Origin of the sequence: Streptomyces sp. S4.7 (assembly GCF_010384365.1) — a bacterium.
Lineage (GTDB): Bacteria > Actinomycetota > Actinomycetes > Streptomycetales > Streptomycetaceae > Streptomyces.
The window spans coordinates 3896056-3907717 of record NZ_CP048397.1; the positions used below are offsets into that span (position 1 = coordinate 3896056).

Below are 11662 nucleotides of genomic sequence, written 5' to 3' on the forward strand. Positions count from 1 at the left end.
ACGCTGCCCGTTGGCACCCCGGCAGTGCTTTCGTGTGACGATCGTAGGCCCGTGTAGACGGCTCGAATGCCAGGACGGTGGTAGTGTGCGCGCCTCCCTCATCCAGATCGCAGTAGACTCGGACGAATCGGTCAATTCCCGTAGGGAGCGAGCGGCTTCGCTGGTACGGGAGCAGCGGGGCGCGGATCTGGTGGTCCTGCCCGAGCTCTGGCCGGTGGGTGCTTTCGCGTACGAGTCGTTCGCCACCGAGGCGGAGACGCTGGACGGCCCGACGTTCCGGGCGATGTCGGAGGCGGCGAGGGACGCGGGTGTCTGGCTGCACGCCGGGTCCATCGTGGAACGCGCCCCCGAGGCGGTCCTGGACGGCGCGGCCGACCTCTACAACACCGCGCTGGTCATCTCCCCGGACGGCGTACTCGCGCGCTCGTACCGCAAGATTCACCGCTTCGGCTTCGACAAGGGCGAGGCGACGCTGATGGGCGCGGGCGACGAGCTGGCGACCGTGACACTGCCGGACGCGGTGCTTGGCCTGGCCACCTGCTACGACCTGCGGTTCCCCGAGCTGTTCCGGGGGCTGCTGGACGAGGGCGCGCAGGTCTTCGTCGTCCCGGCGGGCTGGCCGGCCCGCCGCCGGGCGCACTGGACGCTGCTGGCGCAGGCGCGGGCGGTGGAGAACCAGTCGTACGTGCTGGCCTGCTCGACGGCCGGGACGCACGCGGGGGTGGAGCAGTCGGGGCACAGCATCGTGGTCGACCCGTGGGGTGAGGTGCTGGCGGAGGCGGGGCCGGGCGAGGAGGTCCTGACCGTCGACTTCGACCCGTCGAAGGTCGAGACGACACGCGACCAGTTCCCGGTCCTGAAGGACCGCCTCCTGGGCGTGAGGGCCCCGCGCCGCTGAGCCCCCCCGGAGCGGGGCCGTGACGGCCCGCCCGACGGACGAATCGCCGCGTTCGCCGGTCGGCCGGGCTGGCTGTGAACGTGCGGGTGGCGCCTGCCTGGGCGGACGGCACGCGCCCCGGCCATCGGCCGGCCCCTCCGGGGGCGTCGGTTCCGCGTCTGCCGGTCGGCCCGGTCGGCTCACGCCCGCCCGGCGGGCGGCACGCGCCCCCGGCCATCGGCCAGACCCGGCGGGCGCGTCGGGACGAGCAGCCCGTCCTGCCGTCGCTCAGCCCTCCTCGTGTTCCTTCTCCGCCATTCGGATCACGCACACCGCCACCGCGATCAGCAGCGACGGGTCCGCGTCGTCGCGGATCACGTTCACCGCGTACGTCTCCCGCATCCGGAACCATTTGCGTGAGACATGTGCCAGCAGTTCGCCGTCGTACTCGATCGCGAACTCGCGGTCCAGGATCCGGCCGCTCACGTCCAGTTCGGTGCCGTCGGCCAGGGTGACCCGGTAGTGGTTGCGGAGCAGGGACAGCTTCTTCTTGCGGATGGTGGCCAGTGACTCGGCGTCACGTTCGAGCGTCATCGCGTCCCGCAGGCTGAGCAGCTTCTGACGGAGTGTGACCAGGACCCGTCCCTGAGGGTCCTTCAGCTCCAGCGTGTCACGCAGCCGCAGCGCCTTTCCGTCCACGAGGAAGGCCTGTCGGCCCCGCTCGTCCTCGATCCAGTAGTCGTCGCCGATGGCGAAGATCTTGTCGCGCACCAAGTACTTCATGCCGGATCCGTACCCACCGGGGCGCCGGGGGACGGCGGAACGGCGTCACCTGCACGCGTACGGACGACAGAGCCCGCCGCCCCCGTTCCTCCCCGCAGCCCGCGCGTCAGCGCGAGGGTGACCGTCAGGGAGGCCGCCGCGAGCACCGTGATGCCCGTCGCGGCCGAGGTCAGTTCGGCCACCGCGCCCGCCAGGAGCGCACACACGCCCTGCATGGTGAGCATGCCCGCGGAGTGCAGCCCGAGCGCGTGCCCGCTCAGTGCCTCCGGGGTCAGCTCCATCAGGCGCTCCTGGAGCACCAGACTCGCCGCGTAACCGACCGTGGCGAGCATGACGGCGGCCAGGGCGAGCGGCAGCGGCGGCCCCAGGACGAAGATCAGGTGCGGCGCGGCGAGCAGCAGCAACAGCGGGACGGCCAGGTGTGTCCGCCGGCGGCGGGGTACGAAGCGGCCGATCAGGATGTCGCCCGTCAGCATGCCCGCCGCGCCGGCCGCGAACAGGATGCCCGCGTGCTGCGGCGCGTAGGGCACGTACAGGGATTCACAGCCCACGACCAGCCCGTTGGGCACCCACAGCCCCAGGAACACGCGGCGGCGGGGCGGGGACGCCCACAACAGCGCGTTGTTCCGCCAGGTCGCGGAGACCGACGGGCGGCCGGTCGCCCGCGGCGGCCTCCTACTGAGGCCGAGCCGCGCCGTGATCGCGGCGGTGAGATACAGGGCGGCGCCGGTGAGCAGCGTGCCGCGCGGGGACAGGACGGTCAGCAGCACGCCGCCGGTCGCGAATCCACCGATCTGCATCAGGCCGGCCGACATGTTGAGCGTGGAGCGCCCGAGCAGATAGCCCTCTGTCGAGAGGATCTCGTTGAGCAGCCCGAGCCGCACCCCGCCGCCGAGCGCGGAGACCACACCGAGGCCGAGTACGACCGCGAGGGCGGCGGCGATCGGCAGACCGGGCAGGGCCGTGGCGGCCGTACCGAGGGCGAAGACGGACGCGACGGTGGTCAGCGTGGCGCGTGGCGCGAGCCGGTCGGCCGCCGAGAGCAGCGTGGTCGCGCCGATCACCTGGGCGAGGGAGGGGCCGAACATGGCGAGCGCGGAGAGCAGCGGCGAGCCGGTCGCGTGGAAGACGAGCGTCCCCAGGGCGAGTCCGCTCACGGTCTGGGCGGCGACCTGCGCGGCGGACGTCAGGAAGAGGGGGGTGAACTCCTTCGTACGGAAGAGCTCCCGGTAGGTACGCATGCCCGGGAGTCTCGATGGGCCCCTGGGCGGCGCGTTACTGTTTCGCGCTGGGGCGAAACATCAGGCCGGGAACCGGCCGGCACGGGGCGGGGAGGTGGCGCGTGGGCTGGTGGCAGATCGACGCGGACACGCTGGCGGGCAGCCGGTTCGTGATCTCGCCCCTGGCCGAGACCGTCGCGAGCCTGAAGGCACTGGAGCGCGGAACGGCCGCACACGCCGGTGCGCACCCCGGCGAGCGCGCGTGGCTCGACGCGCATCTGCCGGCCTACCGGGAACGTCAGGCGGCCGACCCGCTCATCGCGCTGCTCGTACGGTCGGCCTTCGGCCGCACCTGGAACGCGGACTTCATCACGCCGACACCGTCCGGCGACCGTGACGGCGAACCCTCTTTCGAGGAGGAGCTCGTACGGATCCGGGCGACCCCGCCCGAGCGCGCCCGTGACGATCTCCTCCTCTCCCTGGACGGCCCCCTCCCCGCCCGCCTGCACCGCTCCGACCTGCCGGAGCGCGCCGCGGCCGTCCTGGAGTGGGTGTGGGCCGAGGCCGTGCTGCCGTACTGGCCGCGGCGCCGTCGTCTCATCGAGGCGGATGTCGTCGCCCGTACGGCCCAGTTGAGCCAGGGCGGCTGGGCGAGCGCGCTGAGCGCCATGCGTCCGGGTATGCGCTGGCTGGGCGGCAACCGCCTCCAGATCAACACGCGTGGCGGCCCCTCGCAGGTGATCCCCGGTGTGCGGCTGATGTTCGTGCCGGTCACGCCGCACACGGGCTGGGTGTCCTGGGACGCGGACCGTTACGCCGTGGTGTACCCCTGCGCCGGCGCCCTCGCCGACACGGGCCGGGCGCGGGTGCCCGAGCCGCTGCGGGCGCTGCTCGGCCCCGCGCGGGCGGGAGTCCTCGTCCTCCTCGGCGCTCCCAAGAGCACGACCCAGCTCGTGGCGCTGACCGGCCAGGGGCTCGGCTCGGTGGGCCGCCATCTGAAGGTCCTGCTGGACGCGGGGCTGATCCGCCGGCGCCGCGCGGGCCGGTCGGTGCTGTACTTCCGTACGGAGGCGGGGGAGGCGCTCGTCCGGGCGGGCGATCCGTAGGAGGCGGGGGCGCCGGCGAGCGTGTGATCCGCTGTTCACACCCGGATGGCAAGCTTGAAGGATGAACGATGCCGCCCCGTCCCCCGCCCCGCAGCCCGCCCCCGCGCCCCGCCGCCGTGCCCGTGTCCGTGCCCCCGAGCTGATCGGCAAGGGCGGCTGGCTGAACACCGGCGGCAACGAGCTCACCCTCGCCGACCTGCGCGGACGCATCGTCCTGCTCGACTTCTGGACCTTCTGCTGCATCAACTGCCTGCACGTCCTGGACGAGCTGCGCGAGCTGGAGCAGAAGCACAGCGACACCGTGGTGACCATCGGGGTCCACTCCCCGAAGTTCGTCCACGAGGCCGAGCACACCGCCGTCGTCGACGCCGTCGAACGGTACGAGGTGCACCACCCGGTCCTGGACGACCCGGAGCTGGCGACCTGGAAGCAGTACGCGGTACGGGCCTGGCCCACGCTCGTCGTCATCGACCCCGAGGGGTACGTCGTCGCCCAGCACGCGGGCGAGGGCCACGCGCACGCCATCGAGAAGCTGGTCGAGGAGCTGGAGACCGAGCACGCCGCGAAGGGCACGCTGCGGCGCGGCGACGGCCCCTATGTCGCGCCCGAGCCCGTCGCCACCGACCTGCGCTTCCCCGGCAAGGCGGTCGTACTGGCCTCGGGGAACTTCCTGGTGTCCGACTCCACCCGGCACCAGCTGGTCGAGCTGGCGGCGGACGGCGAGAGCGTCGTAGGGCGCGTCGGGACGGGTCAGCGAGGCTTCGGTGACGGCCCCGACGCCGCCTTCAACGAGCCGCAGGGGCTCGCCCCGATGCCGAACGGCCGCATCGCGGTCGCCGACACCGTCAACCACGCCGTCCGCGCGTACGACCCGGTCTCCGGGGTCGTGGAGACCCTCGCGGGCACGGGCAGCCAGTGGTGGCAGGGCTCACCCGCCCACGGGCCCGCGCTCGACGTGGCGCTCTCCTCGCCGTGGGACGTGGCGTGGTGGAACGACCGGCTGTGGATCGCGATGGCCGGGGTGCACCAGCTGTGGACGTACGACCCGGCGACCGGCACCGTCCGGGTCGCGGCCGGGACCACCAACGAGGGCCTGGTCGACGGGCCCGCCGCCGAGGCGTGGTTCGCGCAGCCGTCCGGGCTCGCCGCGACCGGGGACCGGCTGTGGGTCGCCGACTCCGAGACCAGCGCGCTGCGGTACGTGGAGCGGGACGGGGACGGGTACGCCGTACGGACCGCCGTCGGCACCGGGCTCTTCGACTTCGGCCACCGCGACGGTCCCGCGGAGCAGGCGCTGCTCCAGCACCCGCTCGGCGTGACCGCCCTGCCGGACGGCTCGGTGGCCGTCTCGGACACGTACAACCACGCCCTGCGCCGCTACGACCCGGCGACCGGCGAGGTCACGACGCTCGCCACGGATCTGCGGGAGCCGTCGGACGCGGTGCTCGTCGGTGACGACATCGTGGTGGTCGAGTCGGCCGGGCACCGGCTGACCCGGCTGAGGCTGCCCGAGGAGGCCGTACGCGTCGAGTCGGTGGCGCACCGCACGCAGCGCGCCGCGACCGATGTCGCGCCGGGCGCGCTGCGGCTCGATGTCGTCTTCGAGGCGCCGAAGGGGCAGAAGCTGGACGCCCGTTACGGTCCCTCGACCCGGCTCCTGGTCTCCGCCACGCCGCCGGAGCTGCTGGCGCGGGGGGCCGGTGCCGGCACGGAGCTGGGCCGGGAGCTGGTGCTGGCGGACGGCGTCACCGAGGGGGTGCTGCACGTCTCGGCGATGGCGGCGTCCTGCGACGACGCGCCGGAGACCGAGTACCCGGCGTGCCATGTGCACCAGCAGGACTGGGGGGTTCCGGTGCGGGTGACCCCGGAGGGGACCGGGCGGCTGGGGTTGGTGCTGGCGGGGCTCGACGCGTAGGTCTGCGGGGTGGAGTGATCCGGCCGGGGCCGCCCGGTGGGCGGTTCGTCCTCAAGCGCCGGACGGGCTTGAGCTGCCCGCCGGGCGGGTTGGGACGACGCCGGCCGGTGGTGGGTCGTCCTCAAGCGCCGGACGGGCCGGGATTGCCCGCCGGGCGGGCGGGAGTTGCCCGCCGGGCGGGCCGGAGTTGGTCGTCCGGTGGGGTCACATGCCCTGGTGGTGGTCGCGTTCGATCACCGTCGGCGGTGTCACCACCGCGCGGCGGCGCTTCGCGATGCTCGTGAACGTCGCGATGCCGATCATGCCGACCGCCATCAGGATCACCCCGACCAGGTCGAGGTTGACGCTCTCGGCCTCCCAGTCCGTCGCGAACGTGAGGATCGCCCCCACCGCGATGAGTGCGATGCATCCGCCAATGCCCATGAATCCCGCCTCCTGATACGAATGGTGGCCATTCCCGGGCCGTTAATGCGGGTACCCGGCCCGGGAACACCCATGCAGGAGAAGGAAATTCAGCCTTCGAGGAACGCGGCCAGCGCGTTCGCCAGCAGGAACGGGTCGTCCGCGCCGCACAGTTCACGCGCGCTGTGCATCGACACGATCGCCGCTCCGATGTCGACCGTCTTGATGCCGTGCCTGGCCGCGGTGATCGGGCCGATCGTCGTGCCGCAGGGCATCGAGTTGTTCGAGACGAACGTCTGCCACGGCACCCCCGCCCGCTCACAGGCCGCCGCGAACACCGCGCGCCCGCCGCCGTCCGTGGCGTACCGCATGTTGACGTTGACCTTCAGGATCGGGCCGCCGTTGGCGCGCGGGTGGTGCGTCGGGTCGTGGCGCTCCGCGTAGTTGGGGTGCACGGCGTGCCCGGTGTCGGAGGAGAGGCAGACCGTGCCCGCCAGCGCCCGCGCCCGGTCCTCGTACGAACCGCCGCGAGCCAGCACCGAGCGCTCCATCACCGTGCCCAGCAGCGGCCCGTCCGCGCCGGTGTCGGACTGGGAGCCGCTCTCCTCGTGGTCGAAGGCGGCGAGCACCGGGATGTACGGCAGGGCGGTGCCCGATGCGGCGGATCCGGCGACGGCGGCCAGCGCGGCCGTACCGGCGTGCACCGACAGCAGGTTGTCCATCCGGGGCCCGGCCATCAGCTCGCGGTCGCGCCCGAGGTAGGCGGGCGGCTCGACGGAGTGCGCCATCAGGTCCCAGCCCGTGACGTCGGACGCGTCGAGCCCGGCCTCCTCGGCGACGAACCGGATCAGGTCGCCCTCCCCGGCCTCGCCGAGACCCCAGATCGGCTGCATGTGCCGCTGCGGGTTCAGCTTGAGACCGTCGGTGTTCACGCCGCGGTCCAGGTGGACGGCCAGTTGCGGCACGCGCATCAGGGGCCGGTCCACATTGATCAGCCGGTGGGTGCCGTCCCGGAGGGAGAGCCGGCCGGCCAGCCCGAGGTCCCGGTCCAGCCAGGTGTTGAGCAGCGGCCCGCCGTACACCTCGACGGCGACCTGCCGCCAGCCGTACGCACCGGTGTCCGGCAGCGGCTTCACCCGGAGGTTGGGGGAGTCGGTGTGCGCGCCGACGATGCGCAACGGCGTGTGCGGCGCGGCTCCTTCGGGGACGTACCAGGCGATGAGCGCACCGCCCCGCAGGACGTACTTCCCGCCGGTGGTCCCCTCCCAGGCGTCCGTCTCCAGGACCTGCCGGAAGCCGGCCTTCTCCAGTCGCTCGGCCGCGTTCGCCACCGCGTGGTACGGCGTGGGGCTGGCGGCGAGGAAGGTCATCAGGTCGTCGGTGTGGCCGCGGTCGAAGCGGGCGGGTGTGCTCATGGGATCACCCTAACGAGCCACGGTTTGGCGCGTTCGTGTGGACGGCGGCGGAAACCGATCGCCGGACGGGCTGCGAACACAGCCCGTCCGGCGATTGAGGAACCGGGGCGCGGCCCGCTAGAACGCCGCCTCGTCCAGCTCCATCAGCGAGTTGTCGACCGACTCGGCCACCGCTCGCTCCACCGAGACGCCCGGCAGGACGTTGCCCGCGAAGAACTTCGCCGCCGCGATCTTGCCCTGGTAGAAGGGCACGTCCTTCGCGGAGGCCGTCTCCAGCTTCTCCACGGCGACCGCCGCGCCGCGCAGCAGCAGATAGCCGACGACGACGTCGCCCGACGCCATCAGCAGACGGGTGGTGTTGAGGCCCACCTTGTAGATGTTCTTGACGTCCTCGGCGGTGGCGGTGAGGTCGGTCAGCATCTTCCCGACGATCGCCTCCAGGTCGACTGCCGCCTTGGCGAGCGCGTCGCGGGCCGGGGCCAGCTCGGCGCCGCCGGTGCCGACGGCGAGGAACTGCTTGATCTCCTCGGAGAGGGTGTTCAGCGCCTGGCCCTGGTCGCGGACGATCTTCCGGAAGAAGAAGTCCTGGCCCTGGATGGCGGTGGTGCCCTCGTAAAGAGTGTCGATCTTGGCGTCCCGGATGTACTGCTCGATCGGGTACTCCTGGAGATACCCCGAGCCGCCGAGCGTCTGGAGCGACTGCGCGAGCTGTTCGTACGACTTCTCGGAGCCGTAGCCCTTCACGATCGGGAGCAGCAGGTCGTTCAGCGCGTGCTGCGCCTTGACGTCCTCGCCCTCCGCCTCCTTCTTGGCGATCTCGTCCTGGAGGGAGGCGGTGTAGAGCACCAGCGCGCGCATGCCCTCCGCGTACGCCTTCTGCGTCATGAGCGAGCGGCGCACGTCCGGGTGGTGCGTGATGGTGACCTTGGGCGCGCTCTTGTCCATGAACTGCGACAGGTCGGGGCCCTGGACGCGCTCCTTGGCGTACTCCAGCGCGTTCAGGTAGCCGGTCGAGAGCGCGGCGATGGCCTTCGTGCCGACCATCATCCGGGCGAACTCGATGATCATGAACATCTGGCGGATGCCCTCGTGCTTGTCACCGATCAGCCAGCCCTTGGCGGGGTGGCGGTCGCCGAAGGTCAGCTCGCACGTGTTGGACGCCTTGAGGCCCATCTTGTGCTCGACGTTCGTCGCGTAGACGCCGTTGCGCTCGCCCAGCTCGCCGGTCTCCCAGTCGAACTCGTACTTCGGTACGAGGAAGAGCGACAGGCCCTTGGTGCCGGGGCCGGCGCCCTCGGGGCGCGCCAGCACGTAATGAAGGATGTTCTCCGACATGTCGTGCTCGCCGGAGGTGATGAAGCGCTTCACGCCCTCGATGTGCCAGGAGCCGTCCTCCTGCTCGACGGCCTTCGCCCGGCCCGCGCCCACGTCCGAGCCCGCGTCGGGCTCGGTGAGGACCATCGTGGAGCCCCACTGCTTCTCGACGGCGATCTCGGCGATCTTCTTCTGCGCCTCGTTGCCCTCTTCGAAGAGGATGCCGGCGAAGGCCGGCCCCGAGGTGTACATCCAGATCGCCGGGTTGGCGCCCAGCAGCAGCTCGGCGTAGGCCCAGATCAGGGAGCGGGGAGAGGTGGTGCCGCCGATCTCCTCGGGGAGACCCAGGCGCCAGTACTCCGAGTCCATGAACGCCTGGTAGCTCTTCTTGAAGGAGGCGGGCACCGGAGCGGTGTTGGTCTCCGGGTCGAAGACGGGCGGATTGCGGTCCGCGTCCGCGTAGGAGGCGGCCAGCTCGGACTCGGCGAGCTTGGTGACCTCGGCAAGGATGGTCCTGGCGGTCTCGACGTCCATCTCCGCGAACGGGCTCGTGCCGTACAGCTTGTCGCGCCCGAGGACCTCGAAGAGGTTGAACTCGATGTCGCGGAGATTCGACTTGTAGTGCCCCATGGCGACGGCTCCGTAAGCGGTTGGGAGGCAAATTTTTCGAACGCGTATCAGTAGTGACTCCGATGATGCTACCCGTCGGTAATAAGATGCAACCCCCGCCGGACATCTGTGACGAGGACGACGAGGGGCACATGCGGCCCATCGGCGCGCCTTTCCTCAGTACTCTTGGCCGCATGTACGGCTACGACCAGAACGCTGGCGCCCAGCAGCAGTACGCACCCCCGCAGCAGCCGATGGGCGGCGGATACGGGGAGCAGCCGCTGTACCCCGAGCCGTCCCCGCCGTCGCTGGCGGACGCGGTGCGGGCGTTCACGACCGGGTCGCTCTCCGCCGAGGACTTCCAGCAGATCTTCGCGACGTCGAAGGTCTACTGCCCGCGCGGTGACAATCCGGGGTTCCTGGCCCTGCACAACACCCAGCAGCCGGTCATCCCGATGTTCAGCACGCTCAAGGAGCTGCGGCGGTACGCGGGCAAGGAGTCGAAGTACTTCGTGATCACGGGCGCGGAGGTGATCGACCTGCTGCCGACGGGGTACGGCTTCGTGATCGACATGGAGGGCGACCACCGGATGGTCTTCGACGCGAAGGCCGTGGAGCAGATGGTGGACTTCGCGATGCGCCGGATGTACGGCTGAGCCCGCTCCTCCTGAGGAGCCTGATCTTCTTCTGAAGAGAGGTCGCCGGGCGGACCGCGTGTGTGCGGTCCGCCCGGCGACCTCTTCAAGGAGGGCGGTGTCAGCCGCAGTGCTCGGACCGCTCCTGGTCCGTCATCGGACGGGTGTGCTGCGTCTTGGTGCTCGGTGCGTCGGGCAGCGGGCCGGTCGCGTCGAACGGCACGTACCAGTAGTAGTGGCCGTAGAACCTGTCCTCGAAGTGCAGCTCGTACTGGCCGCTGACGCGCTGCATCTGCGCCTCACGCGTCACCCAGCCGACCTCGCCCGGCCGTACGTCGACGTTCGTCTGCTCCGACTCGGTGTGCGAACTCTCCCAGGTGTGGTTGTAGTTGGTCTCGATGCTCACCTTGAACACCTCCGCGAAGCCGACCTCGGCGCTCAGTGAGACCCCGACGCTGTTGGACTCGCCCGTGGTGTCGGACCAGCCGACGGTGGATCGCTGGAGGTCGGCGGTGCAGTTGAAGGCGCTGTCGCCGACCTGGTGCGCCTCGCCCATCGACACCTCGGGCGGGCCGGAGGGGTGGAAGACGCAGAGGTCGGTGCCGTTGTCGCACTTGTCGAGCAGTTCGCGGATGGTGGGCTGTTCGTCGGCCGCCTGTGCGCTGCTGGGGGCCAGGGCCATGCCGCCGGTGGTGAGGGCGGCCGCCAGCAGGATGGGGAGCCGGGCCTTCGTTCGCCTGTTCTTCATGGGTGCTCCGTGCTGTGTGGGGGGTTGGGTCGTACGGGGCCGGGCCGACGTGGGGGCCGGGTCCGGTCCGGGGGCCGTTGCGGCCGGGGGCCGTCGGCTCAGCTGAAGCCGATGGACTGGGTGCGGTCGTTCATGAGGCCGCCGATGTCGGCGGCGTTCTCGTCGAACGGTCCGTCCCGGTCACCGCCGAGCCCCGGCTCCGGGTAGAGCCAGAGCCAGCAGTTGGCCCAGGGCTGCACGGAGCTGATGCGGTTCTTCCAGTCGTCCGGAAGGTCGTACTGGTAGTTGACCCAGCCGTCCTTCTCGCACGGCGCGGTGCCGTAGACGGTGAGGGAGGCGCCGCCGAACTGGGGATCGTCGAAGAACGTGCCCTGGATGACATCGCCGGCCATGGTCCGCGGACCGTTGCCCTGGCCGCTCCTGGCGGCGTCGAGCGCTTCGGGGAGGGTCGCGAAGCAGGTCTCGGCGTTCGTGACGACATCGACGGCGCAGTGCGGCTTCTCGTCGGCGACGGCCGAGGGGGCGGTGAGGGCGCCGGTGGCGAGGAGGACCGCCGTGCCGACTCCGGTGAGGCGGGCGAATCTCGTTTGTGCGGCGGACATAGGCAACTCCGTTTCTGTGGGGGGAAGTTGGCCAGT

The 11662-nt window shown here is 71.3% G+C and carries 11 protein-coding genes; 4 read left to right on the forward strand and 7 right to left on the reverse strand.

Features of this window, described 5'->3' with window-relative positions; translation table 11 throughout:
* Positions 1–85 precede the first annotated feature (85 nt).
* Positions 86–898 carry a carbon-nitrogen family hydrolase gene (locus tag SSPS47_RS17310; protein ID WP_164251890.1) on the forward strand — a complete coding sequence of 271 codons (813 nt, stop codon included), beginning with the start codon at positions 86–88 and terminating at the stop codon, positions 896–898.
* 267 nt (positions 899–1165) lie between these two features.
* Here the strand turns inward: SSPS47_RS17310 and SSPS47_RS17315 are convergent, their stop codons facing one another.
* Positions 1166–1660, reverse strand: coding sequence for an LURP-one-related family protein (locus SSPS47_RS17315; RefSeq protein ID WP_164251891.1), 495 nt, complete (start codon positions 1658–1660; stop codon positions 1166–1168).
* Complete coding sequence (locus SSPS47_RS17320) at positions 1657–2901, reverse strand: MFS transporter (RefSeq protein WP_164251892.1); 1245 nt, start codon at positions 2899–2901, stop codon at positions 1657–1659. Before SSPS47_RS17320 ends, SSPS47_RS17315 begins: the two co-directional genes overlap by 4 nt.
* Positions 2902–3002: 101 nt before the next feature.
* On the opposite strand from SSPS47_RS17320, the gene SSPS47_RS17325 reads away from it, so the two are divergent.
* Both SSPS47_RS17325 and SSPS47_RS17330 read left to right on the forward strand, forming a co-directional pair.
* On the forward strand, positions 3003–3986 hold the full coding sequence (locus SSPS47_RS17325; protein ID WP_164251893.1) for a winged helix-turn-helix domain-containing protein: 984 nt from the start codon (positions 3003–3005) through the stop codon (positions 3984–3986).
* A 61-nt stretch (positions 3987–4047) separates the two neighbouring features.
* Positions 4048–5901 carry an NHL domain-containing thioredoxin family protein gene (locus SSPS47_RS17330; protein WP_164251894.1) on the forward strand — a complete coding sequence of 618 codons (1854 nt, stop codon included), beginning with the start codon at positions 4048–4050 and terminating at the stop codon, positions 5899–5901.
* A 204-nt stretch (positions 5902–6105) separates the two neighbouring features.
* Here the strand turns inward: SSPS47_RS17330 and SSPS47_RS17335 are convergent, their stop codons facing one another.
* From SSPS47_RS17335 to SSPS47_RS17345, 3 genes are all read right to left on the reverse strand, one after another.
* A complete protein-coding gene (locus SSPS47_RS17335) occupies positions 6106–6324 on the reverse strand; it encodes a DUF6458 family protein (RefSeq protein WP_147873327.1) in 219 nt (72 codons plus the stop codon).
* A gap of 89 nt (positions 6325–6413) precedes the next feature.
* Positions 6414–7718 carry a M18 family aminopeptidase gene (locus SSPS47_RS17340; protein ID WP_164251895.1) on the reverse strand — a complete coding sequence of 435 codons (1305 nt, stop codon included), beginning with the start codon at positions 7716–7718 and terminating at the stop codon, positions 6414–6416.
* Positions 7719–7835: 117 nt separating this feature from the next.
* Positions 7836–9662, reverse strand: a complete 1827-nt coding sequence (locus tag SSPS47_RS17345) for an acyl-CoA dehydrogenase (protein WP_164251896.1) — start codon at positions 9660–9662, stop codon at positions 7836–7838.
* Positions 9663–9835: 173 nt separating this feature from the next.
* Between SSPS47_RS17345 and SSPS47_RS17350 the strand changes: the two genes are divergently transcribed.
* Positions 9836–10297: an SseB family protein gene (locus SSPS47_RS17350; RefSeq protein ID WP_147873330.1), complete on the forward strand. Its 462-nt coding sequence runs from the start codon at positions 9836–9838 to the stop codon at positions 10295–10297.
* Between the two features lie 100 nt (positions 10298–10397).
* On the opposite strand, the gene SSPS47_RS17355 is transcribed toward SSPS47_RS17350, so the two are convergent.
* The gene (locus SSPS47_RS17355; RefSeq protein WP_203557862.1) at positions 10398–11024 is read right to left on the reverse strand and encodes a hypothetical protein; all 627 of its coding nucleotides are present in this window, start codon (positions 11022–11024) and stop codon (positions 10398–10400) included.
* Between the two features lie 98 nt (positions 11025–11122).
* A complete protein-coding gene (locus SSPS47_RS17360; RefSeq protein WP_164251897.1) occupies positions 11123–11626 on the reverse strand; it encodes a hypothetical protein in 504 nt (167 codons plus the stop codon).
* Positions 11627–11662: the final 36 nt, after the last annotated feature.